Annotated in this window: 23 protein-coding genes and 1 other RNA gene; 5 read left to right on the top strand and 19 right to left on the bottom strand. The window is 39.5% G+C overall.

Annotation, left to right across the window (positions count from 1 at the left end):
- Positions 1-100 precede the first annotated feature (100 nt).
- The 4 genes from ubiI to P2E05_RS06540 form a co-directional block, all read right to left on the bottom strand.
- Positions 101-1,330 (bottom strand): FAD-dependent 2-octaprenylphenol hydroxylase, encoded by a 1,230-nt coding sequence (gene ubiI, locus P2E05_RS06555; protein ID WP_154624318.1) that lies wholly within the window; start codon positions 1,328-1,330, stop codon positions 101-103.
- A gap of 25 nt (positions 1,331-1,355) precedes the next feature.
- A complete protein-coding gene (ubiH, locus tag P2E05_RS06550; RefSeq protein ID WP_154624319.1) occupies positions 1,356-2,534 on the bottom strand; it encodes a 2-octaprenyl-6-methoxyphenyl hydroxylase in 1,179 nt (392 codons plus the stop codon).
- 29 nt (positions 2,535-2,563) lie between these two features.
- Positions 2,564-3,880, bottom strand: a complete 1,317-nt coding sequence (pepP, locus tag P2E05_RS06545; protein WP_276123058.1) for a Xaa-Pro aminopeptidase — start codon at positions 3,878-3,880, stop codon at positions 2,564-2,566.
- Positions 3,881-4,153: 273 nt separating this feature from the next.
- Positions 4,154-4,729, bottom strand: coding sequence for a YecA family protein (locus tag P2E05_RS06540; RefSeq protein WP_154624321.1), 576 nt, complete (start codon positions 4,727-4,729; stop codon positions 4,154-4,156).
- Between the two features lie 174 nt (positions 4,730-4,903).
- Between P2E05_RS06540 and zapA the strand changes: the two genes are divergently transcribed.
- The 3 genes from zapA to P2E05_RS06525 all read left to right on the top strand — a co-directional run bounded on the left by zapA (position 4,904) and on the right by P2E05_RS06525 (position 6,259).
- Complete coding sequence (gene zapA, locus P2E05_RS06535) at positions 4,904-5,233, top strand: cell division protein ZapA (RefSeq protein WP_154624322.1); 330 nt, start codon at positions 4,904-4,906, stop codon at positions 5,231-5,233.
- Positions 5,234-5,344: 111 nt separating this feature from the next.
- A non-coding RNA gene (gene ssrS / locus P2E05_RS06530) (6S RNA) lies at positions 5,345-5,526 on the top strand.
- 142 nt (positions 5,527-5,668) lie between these two features.
- The gene (locus tag P2E05_RS06525) at positions 5,669-6,259 is read left to right on the top strand and encodes a 5-formyltetrahydrofolate cyclo-ligase (RefSeq protein WP_154624323.1); all 591 of its coding nucleotides are present in this window, start codon (positions 5,669-5,671) and stop codon (positions 6,257-6,259) included.
- Positions 6,260-6,299: 40 nt separating this feature from the next.
- On the opposite strand, the gene serA is transcribed toward P2E05_RS06525, so the two are convergent.
- Together serA and rpiA are read right to left on the bottom strand one after the other, a co-directional pair.
- Positions 6,300-7,550 (bottom strand): phosphoglycerate dehydrogenase, encoded by a 1,251-nt coding sequence (gene serA, locus P2E05_RS06520; protein WP_154624324.1) that lies wholly within the window; start codon positions 7,548-7,550, stop codon positions 6,300-6,302.
- Between the two features lie 380 nt (positions 7,551-7,930).
- Positions 7,931-8,587, bottom strand: a complete 657-nt coding sequence (gene rpiA, locus P2E05_RS06515) for a ribose-5-phosphate isomerase RpiA (RefSeq protein WP_154624325.1) — start codon at positions 8,585-8,587, stop codon at positions 7,931-7,933.
- A gap of 192 nt (positions 8,588-8,779) precedes the next feature.
- Between rpiA and P2E05_RS06510 the strand changes: the two genes are divergently transcribed.
- Positions 8,780-9,682 (top strand): LysR family transcriptional regulator ArgP, encoded by a 903-nt coding sequence (locus tag P2E05_RS06510; RefSeq protein ID WP_154624326.1) that lies wholly within the window; start codon positions 8,780-8,782, stop codon positions 9,680-9,682.
- On the opposite strand, the gene P2E05_RS06505 is transcribed toward P2E05_RS06510, so the two are convergent.
- The 4 genes from P2E05_RS06505 to P2E05_RS06490 all read right to left on the bottom strand — a co-directional run bounded on the left by P2E05_RS06505 (position 9,679) and on the right by P2E05_RS06490 (position 12,748).
- Positions 9,679-10,413, bottom strand: coding sequence for an oxidative stress defense protein (locus tag P2E05_RS06505; protein WP_163860911.1), 735 nt, complete (start codon positions 10,411-10,413; stop codon positions 9,679-9,681). The two genes, P2E05_RS06510 and P2E05_RS06505, sit on opposite strands and share 4 nt — an antisense overlap.
- Before the next feature lie 113 nt (positions 10,414-10,526).
- The gene (gene argO / locus P2E05_RS06500) at positions 10,527-11,147 is read right to left on the bottom strand and encodes an arginine exporter ArgO (protein WP_154624327.1); all 621 of its coding nucleotides are present in this window, start codon (positions 11,145-11,147) and stop codon (positions 10,527-10,529) included.
- Between the two features lie 206 nt (positions 11,148-11,353).
- Positions 11,354-12,229, bottom strand: a complete 876-nt coding sequence (gene mscS / locus P2E05_RS06495; protein ID WP_154622356.1) for a small-conductance mechanosensitive channel MscS — start codon at positions 12,227-12,229, stop codon at positions 11,354-11,356.
- Positions 12,230-12,376: 147 nt separating this feature from the next.
- Complete coding sequence (locus P2E05_RS06490) at positions 12,377-12,748, bottom strand: YacL family protein (protein ID WP_196713363.1); 372 nt, start codon at positions 12,746-12,748, stop codon at positions 12,377-12,379.
- A gap of 216 nt (positions 12,749-12,964) precedes the next feature.
- Between P2E05_RS06490 and P2E05_RS06485 the strand changes: the two genes are divergently transcribed.
- Positions 12,965-13,342, top strand: coding sequence for a VOC family protein (locus tag P2E05_RS06485; protein WP_272578146.1), 378 nt, complete (start codon positions 12,965-12,967; stop codon positions 13,340-13,342).
- Positions 13,343-13,432: 90 nt separating this feature from the next.
- Here P2E05_RS06485 and P2E05_RS06480 read toward each other — a convergent pair whose 3' ends face one another.
- From P2E05_RS06480 to P2E05_RS06440, 9 genes are all read right to left on the bottom strand, one after another.
- The gene (locus P2E05_RS06480) at positions 13,433-13,789 is read right to left on the bottom strand and encodes a helix-turn-helix domain-containing protein (RefSeq protein ID WP_154622353.1); all 357 of its coding nucleotides are present in this window, start codon (positions 13,787-13,789) and stop codon (positions 13,433-13,435) included.
- A 78-nt stretch (positions 13,790-13,867) separates the two neighbouring features.
- The gene (locus tag P2E05_RS06475; RefSeq protein WP_154622352.1) at positions 13,868-14,548 is read right to left on the bottom strand and encodes a fimbria/pilus chaperone family protein; all 681 of its coding nucleotides are present in this window, start codon (positions 14,546-14,548) and stop codon (positions 13,868-13,870) included.
- A 42-nt stretch (positions 14,549-14,590) separates the two neighbouring features.
- On the bottom strand, positions 14,591-17,017 hold the full coding sequence (locus P2E05_RS06470; protein ID WP_196713364.1) for a fimbria/pilus outer membrane usher protein: 2,427 nt from the start codon (positions 17,015-17,017) through the stop codon (positions 14,591-14,593).
- A gap of 36 nt (positions 17,018-17,053) precedes the next feature.
- Positions 17,054-17,686 (bottom strand): hypothetical protein, encoded by a 633-nt coding sequence (locus P2E05_RS06465; RefSeq protein WP_154622350.1) that lies wholly within the window; start codon positions 17,684-17,686, stop codon positions 17,054-17,056.
- Positions 17,687-17,711: 25 nt separating this feature from the next.
- Positions 17,712-18,419: a type 1 fimbrial protein gene (locus P2E05_RS06460; protein ID WP_163860908.1), complete on the bottom strand. Its 708-nt coding sequence runs from the start codon at positions 18,417-18,419 to the stop codon at positions 17,712-17,714.
- A 65-nt stretch (positions 18,420-18,484) separates the two neighbouring features.
- Positions 18,485-19,123 carry a fimbrial protein gene (locus P2E05_RS06455; protein ID WP_272657574.1) on the bottom strand — a complete coding sequence of 213 codons (639 nt, stop codon included), beginning with the start codon at positions 19,121-19,123 and terminating at the stop codon, positions 18,485-18,487.
- A gap of 62 nt (positions 19,124-19,185) precedes the next feature.
- On the bottom strand, positions 19,186-19,818 hold the full coding sequence (locus tag P2E05_RS06450; protein ID WP_272657575.1) for a DUF1120 domain-containing protein: 633 nt from the start codon (positions 19,816-19,818) through the stop codon (positions 19,186-19,188).
- Between the two features lie 898 nt (positions 19,819-20,716).
- Positions 20,717-23,314, bottom strand: a complete 2,598-nt coding sequence (gene acnB, locus P2E05_RS06445; protein ID WP_163860905.1) for a bifunctional aconitate hydratase 2/2-methylisocitrate dehydratase — start codon at positions 23,312-23,314, stop codon at positions 20,717-20,719.
- A 561-nt stretch (positions 23,315-23,875) separates the two neighbouring features.
- On the bottom strand, positions 23,876-24,229 hold the full coding sequence (locus P2E05_RS06440) for a VOC family protein (RefSeq protein WP_154625093.1): 354 nt from the start codon (positions 24,227-24,229) through the stop codon (positions 23,876-23,878).
- Between the last annotated feature and the right edge of the window lie 317 nt (positions 24,230-24,546).

Genomic DNA, 24,546 nt, shown 5'->3' with positions numbered 1-24,546 from the left:
ACCGTAAGGCATGGTGGGCCATCACATAAAGATGGGTATTTTTAACCTATCAGGAAGGAAAGATTGGTGGAAAATATGGCCACCAATCTATAGAAAGGGATTATTCCGCGGAATCAATTTGAATTTTTTGTAGCCACTCAGGCATATCAAATAAGCCCATAGCATGGTTAAGAAGTTGGGGTTTAACACCAGGTAAACTATCCGCGAGCACTAAGCCTAAATCGCGGAATAATTTTTTAGCGGGGTTATTGCCATCAAACAATTCACGGAACCCTTGCATGCCCGCTAACATCAACGCTGCACTATGCTTACGATGACGTTCGAAAGTACGCAAATAAAAATATTGTCCAAAATCTTTGCCTTCACGATGTAATCGTTTGATTTCACCGAGTAACATCGCCACATCCATAAAGCCTAAGTTAACGCCCTGTCCAGCCAGTGGGTGGATGGTGTGTGCGGCATCCCCGAGAAGCGCTAAACGTTGCGCGGCAAATTGACGTGCATACCGTCCTGTTAGCGGAATAGTCAATCTATCGCTTTCTAAATGACACAACCCTAAGCGGGTATCAAACGCCACGGCCAATTCTTTTTCAAAACTGGCTTTATCAAGCTGCTGACGTCTAGCCGCTTCTGTTGCAGGTTGAGACCACACAATAGAACAGAGATGAGGGTCAGTTAAAGGAAGGAATGCAAGTATCCCTTTCCCATCAAAAGCTTGACGTGCTATGGCCTCATGAGGTTGTTCCGTACGAATAGTCGCCACTAACGCCGTGTGCTCATAATCCCAAAACGTCAATGGAATATCTGCATGCCCACGCAACCAAGAGTTCGCACCATCGGCTCCAACAATCAACCTTGCTGTAAGCATTGAGTCATCAGAGAGTGTAATAAACACATCATTTTCCCCCCAAACCACCTTTTGAATCGTTGCGGGAGCGAATAAAGTGATATCTCGGGATGACGAGGCCTTTTGCCAGAGCGCATCTCGGATAACATGATTTTCAATAATATGCCCTAAATGGGAAAGATTTTGCTCTTTAGCAGAAAACTGGATACGGCCAAAACTATCGTTATCCCAGACCTCCATACCTTTGTAGGCCGATGCTCTCATCGATTTAATCGTTGACCAAACAGCTAAATAGCTTAATAACTTTTCACTTGCTGCGTTAATAGCAGAAACCCTAAGGGTGTATGGTTCATTCTCAGAAAACGGCTGTTTTGCTGGCTGAGGCTCAATAACAGCAACACGTAATCCTGTTCCTTCTAAACCACAAGCCAATGCTAACCCAACCATACCACCACCGGCGATAACCACATCAAACGATTGCATATTTTTATTCCTCTTAGTTTTGTGGTTATTGTTCCGCGACCCAGCCAAGTGTTTGACGAGCTAAAACATCACGTACTGACGGTAACATTTCCATTGCCATTAAACCTAAATTACGTCCAACCACTAACGGTAAACAACGATTTGCAAACACGCGCACTAAACCATCAGTCATTGTCACGGTTCGTTCTCTATCAATAGCTCGCGCTTGCTGATAGGTATTCAAAAGTGCATAAGCACCGATATCCTGCCCTTGTTGATGGGCGGCCACCACCGACTCAGCCAACTGCATGACATCACGGATCCCCAGATTAAAACCTTGACCTGCGATAGGGTGTAATGTTTGAGCCGCATTTCCCACCAAAACGGTGCGATGACTAATCGGATTTAACGCTTTTCGAAGTGATAACGGATAACAAAAACGGGTACCAACCTGAATGATTTTACCCAGACGCCATCCAAAAGCTTGTTGCAGCTTAGACATGAAGGTTTCATCATCCCACGTTTTGATAAGTTCCGCTTGCGCTTGTTGATGACACCATACTAAGGAGCTGCGTCCATGCGACATGGGTAATAACGCGAGTGGGCCAAATTCAGTAAAACGCTCAAACGCTTGCCCTTGTGGGTCAATTGATGTTTTAACATTCGCAATAATCGCCACTTGACCATAGTCATCCTGCTGCCACTGTACATGGCATGCTTGACCGACGGCTGAATGACTCCCATCCGCGGCCACTAAAAGAGCCCCTGAAAGGGTTTCACCGCTATCTAAGGTTACTGTAACGCTATCGTTGTGCCGTTGAATGTTTTCAACTTTTGCGGGGCAATACAACGAAACGCCCGCTGCTTTATGCAATAAATCAAATAACCGTGCACCGGCGTCATGTAACTCAATCACACTCCCTAATTCTGGAATATGGTAATCCTGTGCATGGATATTAACGAAACCAGCATGGCCTCTATCGGAAACATGAACATGAGTTATTGGTGTGACACAGTCAACGAATGAATCCCAAATACCAATTTTAGATAACCGCTGACATGTTCCATGAGCAAGTGCAATCGCCCTAGCATCAAACCCTGGGTGCTTTCCTTCTGGTAAGGCGGCCTCTACCAGCGAAACTGATAACCGTCCTTGGCTTAATGAAGAAATAGCCAGAGCCAAGGTTGCCCCTGCCATTCCACCACCAACAATAATCACGTTCATGTTGTATTTATTACCTTATTACAGCTTATTTAAGCATTGTTAGCTGCGGCCATTAATGCTTCTATTTCATCAGGGTCCTTCACCACTAAATCGGTCAAGTTTTCATTACCCGTTTCGGTAATCACAATGTCGTCTTCAATACGAATACCAATACCGCGATATTCTGGTGGTACATCTGCTTCAGGCGCAATATACAGTCCAGGTTCAACCGTCAATACTATTCCAGGTTCTAGAATGCGATCACGGTCAACGCCATAGAATCCAACATCATGAACATCTAACCCCAGCCAGTGGCTTAAACCATGCATAAAGAATGGGAAGTGTGCTTTGTTTTCGATCAATTGATCGACATCGCCATGTAAAATACCCAGCTCCACTAAGCCTTCCACTTTAATTCGAATGATTTTTTGTGTCACTTCATGAATGCTGGTACCAGGGCGATACAATTCTAAAGCGGTATTTAATGCTTTAAGAACGATATTGTAAATCGCTCGTTGTGGTTCAGTAAACTTACCATTTACAGGGAATGTACGGGTGATATCGCCTGCATAGCCATCAAACTCGGCCCCCGCATCAATTAACACCATTTCCCCATCTTTCATTTCACATTCATTTTCGGTGTAATGCAAAATACACGCATTTTCGCCACTACCAACAATCGAATTATACGATGGAAAACGTGCACCATGACGCGTAAATTCATACTCCAGCTCGCCACAGAGTTGATATTCATACATGCCCGGCCGACACGTTTTCATTGCACGAATGTGCGCTAATGCGGATATCTCACCAGCCTTACGCATCACGGCAATTTCAGCTTCTGATTTAAATAGACGCATTTCATGTACCAAAGGACGCCAATCAATGATTGTCTGTGGAGCTCGTAAGTTACGACGCCCCCCTTTGCGTAAAATATCGAGCGCGCCGAAAACTAACTTATCGGCATATTCAAATTCGCCTTGTGCATGATAAATGACATCAAGGCCATTTAATAATTGATACAGTTGCTCTTCAATTTCATCAAAAGGCAGTGCTTTACTGATCCCTAATTTTTCCGGCGCAGCCTCTTGCCCTAACCGACGACCAAACCAAATTTCTGCGGTCAGGTCGCGAACACGGTTAAAGAGAACGGTGTGGCTGTGTTTTTCATCACTTTTAATTAACAGTAAAACGGCTTCAGGCTCACTAAACCCCGTCAAATAAAGAAAATCACTGTGCTGGCGATACGGGTATTCACAATCCGCGTTGCGTTGAGCGACGGGCGCTGAAAAAATAATAGCGGCACTTGCTGGCTCCATCTGAGCCAATAATGCGTTACGACGAGAAATAAATTCCTGTTTATTCATACCGTTTCTGCCTTATTATCTAGACTGTTGAGTTGAACGTTATACCTTTCTATTTTAAGCATATAGACTCGCCATTCTTCAAGTTGCCTCAGTACTGACACCATACAACGCTTTGAATGACGATGACTTCGCAAACATCCTAAGCTTCTTTCGAGTGTCACCTAGCAACAAGAAATTAGAGTACAACGGCAAGCGCTTAATCTGTATCTGTTTTGCCTTGTAAAGCGCGATTTAGCTCAAATAAGCAAATAGACTTAACAAAGCCAGACAGTATTAATGAAGAATAGGTTTATTATTCGCCGCTGTTTGCACTTTTTTGCCTTCGGTGAAAGAGATATAGCAAAGCTGTACAGCGACTCTGACATACTCCACCACCTCTTCCAACGCCTGTTCAAGCTCTTCTTGGTCTTCATCTTCATCGTAACCAAGCATGCCGATATTACGTAAATCAGTGATCACTTCACTGACTTCTTTTTTATCCGCTAATTTAGGTTGCGCCACACCAATTCCTAGTAAGAAATGATTAACCCAACCCGCTAAAGCATCCGCATGATCAAATACAGACGCATTGTCATCAGGAAAAAGCATAGAAAAAGCAAATTCGCTTTCATCTAACACTTGAAAAGTCGTATCGTAGAGTTCACGTAGCGGTTGAGCAACCGCTTGAGGGAAGGCTAAACCGTCATTAGCCAAATCATGGACTAATGTCTGCCAGCCGCCATCGCGGCTACCACCGCAAATCAGCCCAGTAATTAAGCCATGAATTTCTGCGGCGGTAAGTGCGATAGAATATTGTTGGAGAAGATTGTCCAACGTTTCATAGTTTGGTAAAGATTTTTGTATAGACATCTGAATTCGTCATGTTAGCTAATCATTCATGATATGCTACCATCAAGGATGGTCGCTGTACCAGTAAGCTTTTGAACTGTATTTTGAATAAAGCAACCAATACTAGTGAAATAACATCTATTACTTTACGCCGAGCATTGTATTTGCGGCGAGTCCTATTCGTATGGAGGTATCATGTCCGCACAACCTGTTGACATTCAAATATTTGGGCGCTCAATGAGAGTCAACTGCCCTGTCGAACAAAAAGAAGCCCTGATTGCATCAGCCCAAGAACTTGAGCAACGCCTTCAAGATCTTAAAGATAGAAGTGGGGTCACCAACACAGAACAGCTTATTTTTATCGTTGCATTGAACGTGTGTCACGAATTAACACAAGAAAAGACAAAAACGCGTGATTATGCATATAATATGGAAGAGAAAATAAAAATGCTGCAACAAACCATTGAGCAAGCATTACATGATCAGGTGAAAATTACTGAGAGGCAGGTTATGCCTATCGGCTAAATTTGCTTAATAATCATACATTAGTATAAAAAAATAAACAAAAATGGGGTTGCTTTTTCAATCCAAACTCATACAATGAAGTACATAGAGTAACGATATGTACTCAAACAAATTTCTCTGAGATGCTCGTCAGTGGGTAAGTCCCCTGAGCCGATATTTCAAAAAAATAGAATGTGGTTATTGCGCTGGTGAGCACGCCTGATTCGCTCAGGAAGCCTAAAGGTTGCTAAACTGCGTTCACCTTGAACCAAGGGTTCAAGGGTTACAGCCTACAACGGCATCTTGGAGACCCTCATTTTTCTGTGACACTTCCCCCTGAGTTTACGTCTAGTACTACCATCTCGCACTCATTACGCTATACTTCCAACGCTTACTCACAAATTTATCAACCCTTTAATAATAATAGCGTTAATAGCCTCTGAGGTTGCGGATCTTATGGAAGATAAGTTATCAGTCATGCGTCAACAAATTCGCCAATCCGTTCGTCAATTACGCCGACAGTTGACTCCAGAGCAACAACAACTGGCCGCGAAAAAAATCGTACAGCAGACTTTATCTCACCCTAAAATTGCTCAAGCGCAGCACATTGCTTTGTTTCTTTCTTTCGATGGTGAGATCCATACCCAGCCCTTAATCGATGCACTCTGGCAACAGGATAAAAAAGTCTACCTACCTGTATTACACCCCTTTAGCCGTCATCATCTGCTGTTTTTAAACTATGCGCCAACGACGCAATTAATCAAAAATAGATTTAACATCGATGAGCCACCACTCGATGTCACTCAAGTGCTACCTATCAATCAGTTAGATATCATGATGATCCCATTAGTTGCCTTTGATGAACAAGGCCAACGTTTAGGCATGGGGGGTGGCTTTTATGATAGAACCTTAGCTAACTGGCAACAGAAAGGCTTTTACCCCATTGGTTTGGCACACGATTGCCAGCGCGTTCCCTTGCTCCCTGTGGCACATTGGGATATCCCGCTACCTGAAATTATTACGCCCCAAAAAATATGGCACTGGTGATCCAGTGCCATCATGTGTATTCAATCTCGTTGGTTAACGATTAATATAATAATCGTGCGCGGATCGTTCCCGGCAATTGTTTCAATTTAACCAAGATATCGTCAGCGTGGTCAGGTTGTTGAGTGATAATATCAATAACAACGTAACCTACGTTTCCTGAAGTACGTAAATACTGACCAACAACGTTAATATTATTTTCAGTAAATACTTGGTTAATGCTATTCATCATACCAGGACGGTTTTCGTGAATATGCAGTAAACGGTTAGTATCTTCTGTATGAACTGGCAGAGAAACTTCAGGGAAGTTCACCGCAGAAAGCGTCGAACCATTGTCTGAATATTTCGCTAATTTACTTGCGACTTCTAGCCCAATATTTTCTTGCGCTTCTTCCGTTGAACCACCGATATGCGGAGTCAAAATCACATTATCAAATTTGATTAGCTCACTAATGAAGGGATCATTCGGATCATTATTAGCAGCAGGCTCAGTTGGGAAGACATCGACAGCGGCACCCGATAAATGTTTACTCTCAAGGGCATCGGCTAAAGCAGGAATATCAACGACTGTTCCGCGTGAAGCGTTAATGAAAATAGCCCCTGGCTTCATCAATTCAAACTGCTCTTTTGCAAACATATTCTTGGTGCTCGCTGTTTCAGGCACATGCAAGCTGACCACATCACTCATGTTCAATAGCTCAGCCATTGAGCGCACCTGTGTCGCGTTACCGAGAGGCAGTTTATTTTCGATATCATAAAAATAAACATCCATACCAATGCCTTCAGCCAATATACCTAGCTGAGTACCGATATGACCATAACCCACAATCCCTAGACGCTTACCGCGCGCTTCAAAACAACCTTTAGCTTGTTTTTCCCAAATACCGCGGTGCGCTTTCATGTTCGCTTCAGGTATGCGACGTAACAATAACAGTAATTGACCAAGCACCATCTCAGCGACAGAACGGGTATTTGAGAACGGTGCATTAAAAACTGGGATACCGCGTTTAGCCGCAGCATCTAAATCCACTTGGTTTGTACCGATACAAAAACAACCAACAGCAACCAATTTTTCAGCTGCTGCAAAAATGTCTTCAGTCAGATGAGTACGGGAACGAATACCAACAAAACGCGCATCTTTAATTGCTTCTTTTAATTCTTCGTCCGACAACGCACTTTTGTGATATTCAATGTTGGTATAACCTGCTGCTTTTAAATTATCAACCGCGCTTTGGTGAACCCCTTCCAATAGTAAAAATTTAATTTTGTCTTTTTCCAAAGATACTTTGACCATTTACCCTACCCTATCATGCTTAAGATTTGTAACAGATGAACTGACCGTGTACCAACATAGCAAAAAACGGCACAGTATCAATACAATCGTTTGCCTAGCCCCTCTCACTAAACGCGATGAAAAAGAAGTAATATGGTAGAAAATCAGGGTGAGTAACACAAAATAAGGATTTTGCCTGCACTATAAGCATTAGTGTGAGATATATCACCAAAATAATCATAAATAAAAATTAGTGAAATTTTTTACGGGTCAGTGATACCGCTAAAATAGATAACAAAAATCCATGCCACATAAAAAATAAGCCAACCACATAATGGCTGGCTTATCTGATTGACGGCTAGGTAAGGCGATGACAATCAAATCATGATTGTCATGCTAATTTATTTAATGGTTTTAACACCGGCAGACGTTCCCATTAAAACAACATCAGCACCGCGATTTGCAAATAGGCCTACCGTTACAACGCCTGCTATCCCATTGATTTTATTTTCAAGAGCAACGGGGTCAACAATGCTAAGGTTGTGAACATCTAAAATAACATTACCATTATCTGTCACAACATTTTGACGATATTCAGGTGTTCCACCTAACTTAACAAGCTCTCTCGCAACATAGCTACGCGCCATCGGGATCACTTCAACAGGCAGTGGAAATTTGCCCAATACATCCACTTGTTTTGACTCATCAACAATACAAACAAATGTTTTAGAAATAGCTGCAACGATTTTTTCACGTGTTAAAGCCGCTCCACCACCTTTGATCATATTCATATGATGGTCAATTTCATCTGCACCATCAACATAAACATCCAGTGAGTCGACATCATTACAGTCAAGTACAGGGATACCTAATGATTTAAGCTTAGCGGTTGATGCTTCAGAACTTGATACCGCGCCTTCAATTTGGCCTTTCATGGTCGCCAGTGCATCAATAAAATGAGAAGCAGTAGAGCCTGTGCCAACCCCCACGATCGTACCCGGTTTTACGTATTCTAATGCTGCCCAACCTACTGCTTTTTTTAGTTCGTCCTGAGTCATGCCCATGCCTTCTATTATTTTTCACAAGTAAATAAAGTTTGTTGAATAAGCCTATTATATAACGGACCCTTAACAAGGTCAGCTTTGTTCGTTGTATTCTGTGATTCACACATTGTCATCAATATTACAGGAGTTCTGAAATAAAATATGGCATAGTGAGTAGTAGAATAACAACAAGGAGAATACCCCCTAATGAAGCGCCCTGATTACCGCGCGTTGCAAGCACTGGATGCTGTCATTCGTGAAAGAGGATTTGAGAGAGCGGCTCAAAAACTGTGTATTACACAATCTGCGGTTTCACAGCGGATCAAACAATTAGAAAATCTATTTGGTCAACCGCTACTCGTTCGAACAGTTCCGCCACATCCCACAGAGCAAGGGCAAAAGCTATTAGCCTTACTCCATCAGGTAGAATTACTCGAAGAGCAGTGGCTAGGTGACGAAAATGGGGGTTCAACGCCACTATTACTTTCACTTGCGGTCAACGCCGACAGTTTGGCCACATGGCTATTACCAGCCCTGAATCCTGTTTTAGGTAACACTCCCATTCGCTTAAACATTCAAGTGGAAGATGAGACGCGCACACAAGAGCGTTTGAGACGAGGTGAAGTCGTGGGTGCTATCAGTATCCAACCTCAAGCACTACCGGGCTGTTTAGTTGATAAGCTAGGTGCTCTAGATTATATCTTTGTTGCCTCTCCCGATTTTGCTAGCAAATACTTCCCTGAAGGGGTCACACGTTCATCATTGCTTAAAGCACCAGCCGTTGCATTCGACCACCTTGATGACATGCACCAAGCTTTTGTTCAGCAGAATTTTGGCTTATCACCCGGTAGTGTGCCCTGTCATATAGTGAACTCATCAGAGGCATTCGTACAATTAGCAAAACAGGGCTCTACTTGCTGTATGATCCCACATTTGCAAATTGCCGATGAATTAAAAAATGGTGAACTGATAGATTTAACACCGGGCCTATGTCAGCGCCGGATGCTCTATTGGCATCGTTTTGCGCCTGAGAGCCGCACGATGAAGAAAGTCACTGACGCCCTGCTCAAAACAGGACGTCAAATGTTAAAACAAGAAGATGAACTTTAGCGTTTTAATTCAAAAACCACATCAACTTGGTCATTAAAATCAATACTCTGCTGCTCATAGGTTTCATTCACATCTCTCTCTGGGGCAGCAGAGAGTGCCATTTTACCTCTGTAATTCATCACTGGTGCAGGATATGGTACCGCATCTGGCGCTCGATAATTTACGCTATATACAGGCCCTAATTGAACATTGAAGCCTTTCGCTAACGCATTCGCTTGTTCAATCGCATTTTTAATGGCTTTTTCACGTGCTTCATCGCGATATTGTTGAGGGTTATTAACACCGAACTGTACCGCATTAATTTCATTAAGGCCCGCTTTTAACGCGCCATCAAGAAGTGTATTTAATTGATCAAGTTTCGTCACTTTCACTTCAACAGAGCGAACTGCGGTGTAACCGACAATCGATGACTTTTGCGAATCTTTATCATATTCATATTTAGGCTGAGTGCGCACATTCGCGGCATTGATATCTTTTTTCTCGATACCATTTTGTTTTAAAAATTCAAAATACTCAGCGACACGCTTATCAACACCAGCCTTCGCTGCCGCGGCATCCTTTTCGGTCACTTCAACATTGATATTTAATGTGGCCATATCGGGTGCCGCTTTAATTACCGCATTACCTGATGTTGTAATATGTGGCCCTTCAGGAAGCGGATTAGCTTGTGCAATAGCTGGAACCGCAACACCAGCCATCATGGCCGCAAGAACTAGAGACTTTAACTTCACAGGACCTCCTAATAAATAATAATAAGAAAGTTGTAGTGACACATTATCTAGTCTACAACCCTGCCTAAACCTTAACACATCCTATGTGAAATTATTTTCGGATTAATAAGAAATTACCAATAACTTATCCCCTGTCTCGCTAATTGAAATGCGATGAACCACATGACCAGCCCAACAAAGAGATTAATGACCCGCTGTGAACGAGGTTTTTTTAATACAGGAGAAAACCAAGCTGCTAATAGTGACAAGGCAAAAAACCAACTAAAAGATGCGGTCAATGCTCCCGCGGTAAACCAAGGTCGTAGCTGGCTTTCTAGCTGCCCTCCTACACTACCTAACACCACAAATGTATCTAAATAAACATGAGGATTTAGCCATGTGACAGCAAATAGCGTTACCACCACTCGCCAACGACTAATGACCTTATTTTCTGCTTGAATAACCACATCATCGTGACTGATAGCTGTCCGAAATGCACCATAACCATACCAAACCAGAAATACGACACCAGCCCAAGTGATCAACTGCATTAACATTTCGGACTGACTCAATAACGCGCTTCCACCAAATACCCCCGCGACAATTAAAACGGTATCACTTAAAGCGCATAAAAATGCACTCATGATATGATATTGCTTGCGACTTCCCTGCTGTAAAACGAATGCATTTTGTGGCCCAAGAGGAAGGATCATTGCAGCCCCCAATAAAGCGCCTTGAATATAAATAGTAAACATGCATAAATTCCTAATAATTATTCATATTTTATACACGCAAATTCTAGCGAGAAAAAATTATTAGTGAAAATTATTAATTCTTATCGAACATTAGAAAAATTTATTTGGATAAATGAGTCAAAAACCGCAAGAAAGGAAGGAGAAAAGGTGAAAAAAATGAGCCAATCCAATGAATCAGCTCATTTCTAAATAGTCTGCTAATAATCTTATTCAGCAGAATCTTTTTTTACCGCTACTGGATTTTGTTGATGCACATGCACATCCATTTGTGGGAATGGAATACCAATATCGTGCTTATCGAGTGCACGTTTAAAATTCTCCATCAGATCCCAATAGACTGGCCACGTATCACCATTTTTAGCCCAAAAGCGGACTAAATAATTTAATGAAGAAGGCGCCATTTCATGCAGACGAATCGTCACACCCTTATCATGTAAAATACGGTCATCTGCTGCGACAATATCACCTAATACTTTTTTCACTAGGTCAATATCGGAATCATAAGCAACACCCACAATGATGTCGGTACGACGGTCAGGTTCGCGAGTTACGTTAATAATATTATCTGCAATAATTTTACCGTTCGGAATGACAATGATGCGGTCGTCCGCAGTTCTTAATGTGGTTGAGAAAATTTGCACATTTTGAACTGTCCCTTCTACCGCGCCGATTTGCACATATTCCCCCGCACGTAGTGGCCTAAAGACAACTAACAATACGCCAGCCGCAAAGTTACCCAGTGAATTTTGTAAAGCCAAACCAACCGCTAAACCTGCGGCACCCATAACCGCGATCACTGACGCTGTTTGAACACCAATTTTGCCAAGTACGGCAATGAAGGTAAACGCGATGATGGTATAACGCGCTATCGCAGATAAAAAATCACTCACAGTAGGGTCGATACCACGACCTACCATCACACGATGTAACCCACGCCCTACCCATTTCGCCACCATCAAACCAACAATAAGGATGATAATTGCGGAAACGATATTCACCGCATACTGAACTAACAGATCCTGATTAGCTGCAAACCAGTTGGTTGCGTCATTCAACGCCCCTGTAACATCATCAGTATTCATAGAGTCCTCTAAATTTAAATTAAATTACTTTGTATATGAAACAACCACATCTTCCAAACAGTTAATCCTATTCAGACGAATCATATCGCATCATTATTAAATAATAACGACAGTCTCCGAAATCAGACAATCAACCAAAATTAAAGTTTATTTCACTTTGTTTTCTAAAACAAATCGTCTGTATTCATTTAGCATGCTAATAAAGTCGTCAATACCACAAAAAGCGACACTTTCGTTATCATAATAACTCATGCCTTCTTCTAGTCCCTCGGTCTCAAAAGCTAATTGATTAGCACGGATCATCACTTCTTCATCATCCAATAATAATGTATATTCGTGACCGATCAGCTCCCACTGTTTTTCGCTTCCTTTGAGTAATGCGTAATTAGCCTCTATTTCATCCAATAAGCTTAAATCACCTTTAACTTCTTCATTAAGCCAATGGCCAATCGCTTCATGATCCATCGAAAACTTTGCCGATATCTCACCTGTTATGTCTTGAAAAAATTGGTACTCCATAATACACCTCGAAGCAGACTCTATTATTTATAATTATACCTCTAGTTAGATATTATTGTGTCCTCTTCACTGCGCATAAAAAGAAAATTATCGACAAAATCGGCAACATTGATACATCTTTGAGCATATTGATATTAGACTAAAATCACTTTGATAACAGACAGCCTATCTATTATCAAACAACAATCACCTATAAATAATGGTAGGAACTCACAGATGATTGACTATTTAGACCACCTCGTATTAACAACAACCGATCAAAATGCCTGCATTAACTTCTATACCTCAGTACTCGGAATGGAGCTCATCACCTTTGGTACACAGCGTTATGCGTTGCAATTTGGTCAGCAAAAAATCAACATTCATCAATATGGTAAAGAATTTGAGCCGAAAGCACACTTGCCCGTTCCTGGCTCTCTCGATTTATGCTTTATTAGCAAGACACCCATTGAACAGGTGATCAAACATATTGAGAAACAAGGGGTTAAAATTATTGATGGGCCAATTAAACGAACCGGAGCGATGGGGGAAATCTTATCGATTTATGTACGTGATCCAGATTTAAATCTTATCGAAATATCAAATTATATCTAATCGTGATTCGCTACCATGCCACATGCAGTGTGGCATGATAAATCATATTGAATGTTTAACATTCGACTCGTCGTTATTAGAACAATTTATCTACTCTTTAGTTTTGAGAAAATATTGTTCTATTTCATCGTATGTTCCCAGCTTATTAAAAAGTGGCTTAAATTTAGTATAAGCTGGAAGATTATCTCTTTCTATTTGATAACGTAAATAAGCAAAAAAAGAATCGAGATCACACTCAAGGATATATAATATATGCAATAACGTATCGACAGATATCGTATTAATACCTCGTTCATAACGTGAGTATTGTTGTTGTGAAATACCCAACTTATTTGCCAGTTTGGTTCCTGACATAGTATTTTCTTTTCTTAACCTTTGAATCTCTCGACCAATAATTTGAGTAAAAAAATTTTTAGGTATCGAGCTATCTAAAATTGATTCATTCATATTATCACTTCCCTACTAAAGAGCTATAAATATCATCCTTTGATACCAACACTGATTAATCTAAAACATCATTATTAATTAGTGTTTCACTTTTACATTGACATCACTTTCAAGTTTAAATCCATAACGGCTTAACGGTGCTATTGTTATATCAGTAGCATTACCTGTTATATTGACTGCTTTATTTTCACCAGGTCTAATATAAAACTGACCTATAGAATAAGTATGGTTTCCAGGAATAACATTAAAAGAGGGTGACAATCTAATAACTTGTTTACCTTCATTTTTAAATATTAATTGCTCACCTTTTTGCGTAACAGAAAGTGCATCCCAAGGCGTCAAACTCACATTCATATTTTCAGGCATTACTAACATTGCAACATCTTGGCGAATAGGCATTTTAGCTGCATTTTCCCTTTTAGCACCTACACCTTGAAATGATGCTTTTAAAATAACTTCATCAGATAATTTAACGCCATTTTTCAAAATGAAATTAATTTGTTGGCTCTCATGAGGCTCAATACGAATGATAGGAGGCGTAATCATAATATCACCGGCCAGTTTCGTTGAGCCTTCAAGATCTTCAACTTTTGTGGATAATAAAATAGGTTCACTCCCTGTATTTTTAACGTTAAACACCTTTCTATTTTCACCCGCATCCAATATCACTGTCATTGTTTCCAACTGAAAACTGGCCATAACATTTGCGCTTATCATTAATAAGCAAACTGAACCTAAAACTGTAAGTAACTTCTTCATAAATAACCTCTACATAAAACTCATATTGAATTTAGTGATAACTTATTGGCATACGGCATCAGCTTCTTCATAAAGATTTTCAGGTGAAAAATGATCTGAGACGGTATAACTCACAATACAATCATCTGAATTCACTGAACGAAGAATTAATTCATCACCAATTTGTTCATTCGTTAAAAGCGCATTTCCATTACCCATCACCGTTCCAATATACTTTCCATTTTTATTGACAAGACTTGCGCCATTAGGTGCTTCTGAACCATCTTTTAGGGTAATACTAAGTAATAGTTGTCTCATTTCCGTTGCTTTGATCTCTTTTGTGATCACACTACCTTTAGCCACCGCAACATCAAATGTGGTTGTATCAAGTCGAATATTTAATGGTAAATCTTGCGTATCAAGCTGAACGGTTGTTTTCCTATTTGTTGGTAATGCTGAAATAGCAGCAGTTCCAAAATGGTTCGTTATCGTTGTTCCACTTCCTAACGCACTAATCTTAACATTTGGCTGATTTGGAATATAAACAATGCCAAATGTATTGCTTAAAGGTAATGGTGAAGTTGCAACTAACCCATTAGAATACGCAATCGAGCCTGAAGCCGATGACATAAATGAATAAACATCATTTTCTGTCATAGAGGCATTTAGTGACAGTTGTGAATATGCATTTCTATTACTCACGCTACCATTGATACGATTAGTATCACTACTGCGACCTGCTCCTAGGGAATAATTCCATCTATCATTTGGCCGATAATGGTAATTCGCCATCAGAGTGCTACGGTCATCATAATATTGGCTTTGTAAAGTGACATTCGAGCGCTTATTTATTGGTATCGATGCATTTAAGAAATAGCGCTCCCCTTGCTCACGGCTAGATTGAAAAGAGAAATTCAACGAAATATCATAAAATTTTCGCCCATAAGCAACAGTATGACTGACCGAATCAGGTGTATTGCCATAATAATTGTTGTGGTTCAGGCTATAACTGAAACTTCCCCACGTCATATTACCCCAGCTAGCAAACAGAGAAGTCGATGACTGAAGTTCACCACTAAACCATGGCCAATCAAATCGCTCGTCTTCAATAATGGGGAGATCTTTTTGCACTGTATCATCCAACGTTGGATACTCATTACTACGATAGAGAAATGAAGTTCCTAATGATGCACCACCGCTGGAAACTGATGTATTAAAATCAATTTGGTTACCTTGCTTTTTATCATTACGGGACGCTGTCGCACTAATGCCACCACTAACCACCACGTCTGAACCGTACGACGTATTTGCTCCACCACTCATCGATTGATATTTATCTGAATAAAGCAACCCTGCTGAATAATCTATTTGCTTATACTGCGCACTTAATTCCAAGCTACCAATCAACGGTGTATCGACTTTTTGATCACGATTAACACGGCGATACTGACCAAGAGCAAATTGATAAGATAAAGGCGATAAATTATCGGTTGCTTGATTCGATGTCAGTACTTGATATCTCTGACGTTCACCATTGTCTTGAATAATAGTGACATCGACAGGCACACCACTACTAATATTATTAATTCTATTTAATTCAAATGGACCAGCCGGTACGATAGTTCGATAAAGCAGACGACCATTTTGCTGCACTTCCACTGTTGAGAGTGAATTTGCTACTCCTGTAATTGGAACAACCAAGCGGCTATTAAGCTGTAAGGCACTATCTGAATAAATTTGAACACCATTAATTGGAATACCAGAATAATAATGACCTACGCTATTTAACTGACCAATTTCGAATTGTGACTTTAATGACTCGATACTGCGCGACAGTACTGTCTCGTTAAACTGGTATTCTGAGTTTCCTTTACTTGATGAAAAGCTACTATTATTTCGTAGAACCCAATTATTCCAATTTGCGCCAGTCTCAAACTGCCCTTGATAAAAATTTTGATTATTAGTTCCATTAATCTTCATACCATAAATACGGTAATTATTGACTAAACCAAAACCCCCATAGGTCAACTCACTCCCCTGTAATTTAGGATCAAAGTTATCCTCAGAAACAATAATATCAATAATGAATTCATTTGGACGCATCACAACCTGTGAATCAGGATATACATCCTGAAAAATATGACATCGCTCACCAAGATGAGTCGATTTTAGTCTCAATGTTTTCTGCAAACTTTCATCGATACAAAGGTTACCACTATCATCTATTTTAGCATTTACAGAATAGCTATTGCTCCCATTTAATTTTATTGTGACATCATGATTACCAGGAAGAAACTTACTCCCTTGCATAAAAAAATCAGCGACTTCTTCACCATAGCCAAGCGCTTTCAATGAATCAATATCAAAGTCTACTTTTGAATTCTTATTTAACTTATCGCTATTCGATGAATAAGAGGACTCATTATAAAATATGAATATCAATGCAATAAAAAAATAGTAACATCGTGTTTTTTTATTAGTATATAACATACATGCTCATTGTTTTATTAGATGATTATTAAAACATTAAATACCAAATGAAAAAATCAACTCAGCATTACCATCCAGTTCAGCGCCATTAACAATAGGCCCATCCGTTTCTTTTAACGAATTCAGTTTAGCTGAAACGGTAATGTCTACAGAAAACACTTTTCCTGAAGCAGGGGTATTTTCTCCCAGCAGCCAGCCATAAGTTTTATTTTTTTTCACGGTCATAGAAGATGCTTTAGAGGCAGACATATTTTCACTTAAGAACATATCAGCTCTTTCATTATCAACGCTGGCATGACTTAGTGTTAATTGATAATTACCTATTTTACCCTGCCTATTAACATGACCTAAGCCAAAATAGCTTTCATTATCCATACGTGAAGAATCATGGCGATTATCGACTATTTTAAGAAACAGACTTACCGGTGTATTACATAAAACCTGCCATGTTTTTTTTACTTCTGGAATTTCTGTTAACTCATTTAATTTAAAATAACTAGCATGAAGCTGTGAAAATTGATAATTTCCATCATTCGGTGGAATAATGTCACAACTTGGTGGTATCACAGTTTCAGCCGGAATATTTTGGGCATATATTCCCTGGGCTTTTACAAAAACACTCAAAAAGCACATAAAAAACAACGTTACTTTTAATGAAATTAAACGCATAGATACGTGCCTAGTTTATTTATAATTAGATGCCAAAGTTAAATGTAACCACAGCTTCAGCGTTATAATTTATGCCATCATTTAGATTAATATTGGCTTTAGATAAGTCAGTTCTTGAATTAATAAACGCACCACCTTGTTTAAATGATACGGAAAAGACTTTCCCAGGAACGAGTGATTCTTGAAATTCAGATGTATCAACAGTTTCCTTTGCTACATTAGCCCAGCCATAATATTCATCTTTGGTCAGTGTATTGTCTCTAATCCCAGAAGTGGGCTTTATATTGCTATAAAGGCGACGAGCATAAACAGCCTTGTTATCTACTTCTAGATCCTCAAGTAAAAAATACACTCCACCTAGGGCTTGAGGCTCCCCCACATTAAAACGGAAATAGATATGACCGTATGATGACTTTAACGGAGTAGCCGGTAAGTTTAAGCTTTGGTATGTATCATTCGCCATAAACGTTAAATAGGTTGTTGCGTCACATGTCACTGTTACCGTGTTTTTAACTAATGATTCGCTAGGGAATATATACATATCAGATACCGGTATGACATCAAGAGATAATTTTCCCATATCATAAATAATATCTGTTTTTTCCATCCCATTAACTAAACATGTTGGTGGCTTAATATCGCCATTAACTTTTAAGTTTGCATTAATATCACCATAACTCATGCCTGAAACTAATAATGGAAATAGTGTAATGCATTTTGTCAACTTATTCATGAATAAATCAATAACCTCAGTCACTTACATAATAGATAGAATACATAATTAACTTCAGCATTAGATTAAATAGAAAAACTAAACGCTAAAGTGGCATGGCCATCTAAAGACACATCACCAGAAAAATCCTTTAAATCACCATTTAATACTGGTATTACTTCAAAATCAGCTGCAAAAATTTGCGCAGCAGCGAATTGTGCAAATTTAGATGCCCAAAATACTTTTTTTCCAACATAGACATCTAATTGCGAATCATTAAAACTATAACCAGATGCAATCCCGACTTTAGTTTCCTCAGCATCGCTATTTGCTTTCGTTGTCGCATTTTTCATCTTAATCGAATAATAACCAATGTTTTTGCTATTATCAGTACCATACTTACCTAAACCAAATAAATTACGAGTACCTTTAATTAAAACACTATCGCTACGATTATCTGTCGCCATAAAATTTAAAACTGTTGTAGCATCACAAATTATTTCAATACGTTTAGTTTCTGGTGCTAGATTTAAATTATCTGTCGTAGGAAACATTTGTGGAGATACCGTAAATTTATATTCAATATCACTTTCATCTCCATTATTAATACTACACGTTGGTGGTTTTACTGTTCCCATAATTTTTAAATTTGCATCAACATCAGCATGGCTTGCACTTAAAAAAAATAATGGTAATAACGCTACATATTTCACTGAATTGTTCATCTTTATCCGTAACCTTATTCAGTAAGGTAGGCCCCACAAGGCCCACCTTTATCTATGTAAAATTAAATAGAAAAACCAAATGACAATGTTGTATGACCATCTAAAGATACATCACCAGAATAGTTCTTTAGTTCTGCACTTAATGTTGGTTTCACTTCAAAGTCAGCTGCAAAAATTTGTGCAGCTGCTGGTACCTGTGAGGCTAATCCCCAAGATGCTTTTCTATTTTTCACTACTGAAAGCTCAGTTGCATTATAGGTTGTTCCAACTAACACACCTACTTTCTTTTCTGTTGCATCAGCATTTGCTTTGGTCGTTGCATTTTTCATAGCGATAGTATAAAAACCAATGTTTTTATCATTATCAGTACCATATTTACCTAAACCAAAGTTAGTATTTCCTACCGTCATAACGCTATCACTACGATTATCTGTAGCATCAAAACTTAAATAGGTTGTTGCATCACAGACTATTTCAATTCTTTTAGATTCAGGAGGTAAAACTAAAGCACCAGTAGCAGGGAACATCTGTGGTGCAACATCAAATTTATATTCCACATCAATTTCATTTTGATTATTAATAGTACATGTCGGTGGTGTTATTGAACCTGTTACTTTTAAATTAGCAACTGGAGCAGATAAAGCTGCACATGAAACAGAAATTAACGACAATGCACATAAAGTTTTCTTAAACATTTTTTTGACCTTTAATTTAATATAAAAAAAATAAAAACAAAACCCTAGCTAATAATGAATATCAGCTATTAATAAGACTACATAATCAGTAATAAAAATTACTTTCATCCAATAAAGATTATATTCAGACACTCATTAAATTTTAATAACAAATAAAACATCACTCTTTTTTAGATGGCTTATAAACAATGAAAATTTAATGAATAAGATTTATCTCACCTTCAAATTTATTAATTCCCCTACTGCTTCACAGATGCAAACATTATAGGCAATTTATACACTAATTCATATTACACCTAATAGACGTAAAACCTAGATAGACAGATATAAAAACAAATGTAACAAAAAATTTCATCATGAAAAACAGGACAATATACTACTTTCTTAATTTCACACGCCATCCCATCTAGTTTATAAAATTAAAAATGACGTATTATGAACAAAAAAATAATATTAAACTCTTTATTTATTTTTATTTAACAGTTGTTAATATTTACTAACAAATTATACGCAAATGGAGTGTATAATTATCGATAAAAACATACATATATTTAAATTAAATATATTTAATTATATTTATCAATGAGATAGAAAGGTCATATATCATTACTTTACTTATCAGATGTGAGAGTAACATTATTATATTGACTATTTTAGTCATTCAAAATAAGACGGTATTTGTAATAACACTAACAATTTATTAAATTCATGTTCTTTATTATTTAATCGAATAATGATGAATTCGATAAGTTTTATATTTATAAATTAACTTATCTAATAGGATAACTTCATCCTTTCTATATTATTGCTGTACATAAAATAGGTAATTAATATCATTTTTAGAGTAAAAAAAAGCCCCGAAATAAATTCGAGGCTGTTACTTTCTTCCAGATGAAAACTACACGGCGGTTTGGAAAATCACGCCATCAGCTTTCTCGGTGTACTGTTCTAACTGATCAAAGTTTAAGTAACGATAAGTATCAGCAGCAGTCTCATCAACTTTATCCATAAACTGCAAGTACTCTGAAGGCGTTGGTAAGCGACCTAATAGAGACGCTACAGCGGCTAATTCAGCAGAGGCTAAGAATACATTAGCGCCTGTACCTAATCGGTTAGGGAAATTACGTGTTGAAGTTGATACAACTGTTGCACCATCGGCAACACGCGCTTGGTTCCCCATGCATAACGAGCAGCCAGGAACTTCGATACGCGCCCCGCTCTTACCAAACACACTGTAATAACCTTCTTCGGTTAATTGCGCTGCATCCATCTTAGTTGGCGGAGCAACCCATAGGCGTGTCGGTAACTGACCTTTATGCTGATCGAGCAATTTACCTGCTGCACGGAAATGGCCAATGTTAGTCATGCAAGAACCAATGAAGACTTCATCGATTTTTTCATTTTGCACATCAGACAGTAAGCGAGCATCATCAGGATCGTTCGGCGCACATAAAATTGGTTCTTTAATTTCATTAAGATCAATTTCAATCACCGCGGCATATTCAGCATCAGCATCAGCTTCTAACAATTGTGGATCGGCTAACCAGCTTTCCATGCCTCTAATACGACGCTCAATCGTACGACGATCGCCATAACCTTCAGATATCATCCATTTCAATAGAACAATATTTGATTGCAGATATTCAATGATTGGCGCTTTATCCAGTTTAATCGTACAGCCCGCGGCAGAACGTTCAGCAGAGGCATCTGCTAATTCAAAAGCTTGCTCGACTTTCAGCTCAGGTAAACCTTCAATTTCTAGAATACGGCCCGAGAAAATGTTTTTCTTACCTTTTTTCTCAACCGTCAACAAACCATCTTTGATTGCATATAGCGGGATCGCATGCACCAGATCACGCAAAGTGATCCCCGGCTGCATCTCACCTTTAAAACGCACCAATACTGACTCTGGCATATCAAGCGGCATGACGCCCGTTGCAGCAGCAAATGCCACTAGGCCAGAACCGGCAGGGAAAGAAATACCAATTGGGAAACGTGTATGTGAGTCACCACCTGTACCAACTGTATCAGGCAACAGCATACGGTTTAGCCATGAGTGGATGATACCATCCCCCGGACGTAAGGAAACACCACCACGGTTCATAATAAAATCAGGGAGCGTATGGTGAGTTGTCACATCGACAGGTTTTGGATAAGCCGCAGTATGACAGAATGACTGCATAACCAAATCAGCGGAGAAGCCTAGACATGCTAAATCTTTCAGCTCATCGCGAGTCATTGGACCCGTAGTATCTTGCGAGCCAACAGAAGTCATTTTCGGTTCACAGTATTCACCAGGGCGAATACCAGGACGACCACAAGCACGACCTACCATTTTTTGCGCTAAAGAGAAGCCACGATGACTTTGTGCAACAGATTTAGCATGACGGAATACTTTGGTCGGTTCTAAGCCGAGAGATTCACGGGCTTTGGCTGTCAAACCACGACCAATAATCAGAGGAATACGGCCACCAGCACGAACCTCATCAATTAAAACATCCGTTTTCAGTGCAAATGTTTCAAGTAATTCACCCGTTTCATGGTGACGAACTTCACCTTTATAAGGATAGATATCAATGACATCACCCATATTCAGCTTAGACACATCGACTTCGATCGGCAGTGCACCCGCATCTTCCATCGTGTTAAAGAAGATTGGGGCAATTTTGCCACCAAGTACCACGCCACCACCACGTTTGTTTGGTACAAATGGAATGTCGTCACCCATAAACCATAGCACTGAGTTAGTCGCTGACTTACGAGAGGAGCCCGTACCAACAACATCCCCCACATAAGCTAAAGGAAAACCTTTCTCGCTCAAAGCTTCGATTTGTTTAATTGGACCAACATTACCCGCATCATCAGGTTCAATACCATCACGTGGGTTTTTCAACATGGCTAGCGCATGCAATGGAATATCTGGGCGTGACCAAGCATCTGGTGCAGGGGAAAGATCATCGGTGTTTGTTTCACCAGTTACCTTAAATACGGTCACGGTTAATTTTTCGGCGAGCTCTGGGCGCTCTAAGAACCATTCTGCATTTGCCCAAGATTCTATAACTTGTTTGGCGTATTCATTTCCGGCTTTCGCTTTTTCTTCAACATCATAGAAGTTATCAAACATCAGCAGAGTATGTGACAGTGCTTTAGCGGCTATTGGCGCAAGCTTCGCATCGTCTAACGCTTCAATGAGTGCATGAATATTGTATCCGCCCTGCATTGTACCAAGCAGCTCAATCGCTTTTTCAGGGGAGATAAGAGGTGAGGCGGTTTCGCCTTTCGCGATAGCCGCTAAAAAGCCGGCTTTAACATAAGCTGCTTCGTCAACACCAGGGGGCACACGGTTGGTCAGCAGGTCTAACAGGAAATCTTCTTCACCTTTAGGTGGGTTTTTCAGTAGTTCTACTAGTGCAGCTACTTGTGCAGCATCTAATGGCTTAGGGACAATCCCTTGAGCGGCACGCTCGGCTACGTGCTTACGGTAATCTTCTAGCACGACGTTCTCCTCGCTTCATTGTAATTTATATACCCGGCTGTCTGCACCATCTTGAAAAAACATCATCCGGTGCCAGGTCAGAGGAATTTGCTCGCATAATCTCAATGGCAGTAAAATTATGTCCAGCTTCGGGCACTCAGCATAGCAGAGTTTAAATAGAATGTTAATTCATTCACAAGAAAGCAACATACTTCTACTTACTTTAGGCCCTAATCATCTATTACAGGTTGTTTTTAGTTTAAGATTCTATAATCAGTCACAAAAAGCAGATATAAACTCTAGTTAATTCAAGGTGCAGCTAGGCGACCAGTGAATCAGCCGCAAGGGGCATCACCCCCCGATGAAGAGCATGACAACACCTTAATTAAAAGCGCACAACTGGCAGTAGAGCCTATAGCCACACTTTTTATAATGCATTTATACCGTTAACGCACCCTCTTTTGTGCCCTTTTTCATTAGTTATCACAAATTATATCTTTTATCGTAATTTTATTTATCTCTCTAATTGATAAGGAAAATCATTACGATTGGTCATAATTTTTTTAACGGTTTTAATTGATTTTATTGCCCTTTTAAACCAATTAAATTACCAAACGGATCTTCAAGCTGACACATTCGGTTGTTACCATCGATTCGCATTGGTCCTCGGTATAGTTTCGCACCTAAAGTGATTAGATGTTTCATTGCAGCATCTAAAGATGCAGTTTGCCAATAAAGCACGGTTCCCCGCTTACCTTCTCTGACCTTTTCATCCGCTTGCACAATTTCAATGGTGAAATTCCCTATATGCAATAACGTAAAATCAAACTCAGGGAGATACTCGGCTACCGCTTGCGAAAAAGCTTGCTGGTACCAAGCTAAGCCTACGGACACATTAGGAACATGAATTAAAATTGCAGCGGGTATCAGTTTCATGGCATTTGCTTATTGATATACGTTATGAGGATTAATCTACACTCTAAATAATTCGAGGTGCAACTACGTGACTAGTGTGAGTGAGCGCAGTCAACAACGCTGCGACTTGAAGTATAAGCGTAATTAGCGCAAAGAATGTAATATTTCATGAGCCAAATACGCATTATCATTAATATTGATTTATCTTTCACTCTTAAAGACGCTTTTTATTTAAGAAAACTATTTAAATGAATATGATAATCACCCAAAAAATATAACTACCTATATACAAAAGCAAAAAGCCAATGTGCTTCCACATTGGCTTCTATCTACTTTAC

It is taken from the genome of Providencia stuartii (assembly GCF_029277985.1).
Taxonomy (GTDB): Bacteria; Pseudomonadota; Gammaproteobacteria; order Enterobacterales; family Enterobacteriaceae; genus Providencia; species Providencia zhejiangensis.
The sequence above is the reverse complement of the archived record's forward strand: the minus strand, read 5'-3'. Positions and strand labels throughout refer to the sequence as shown.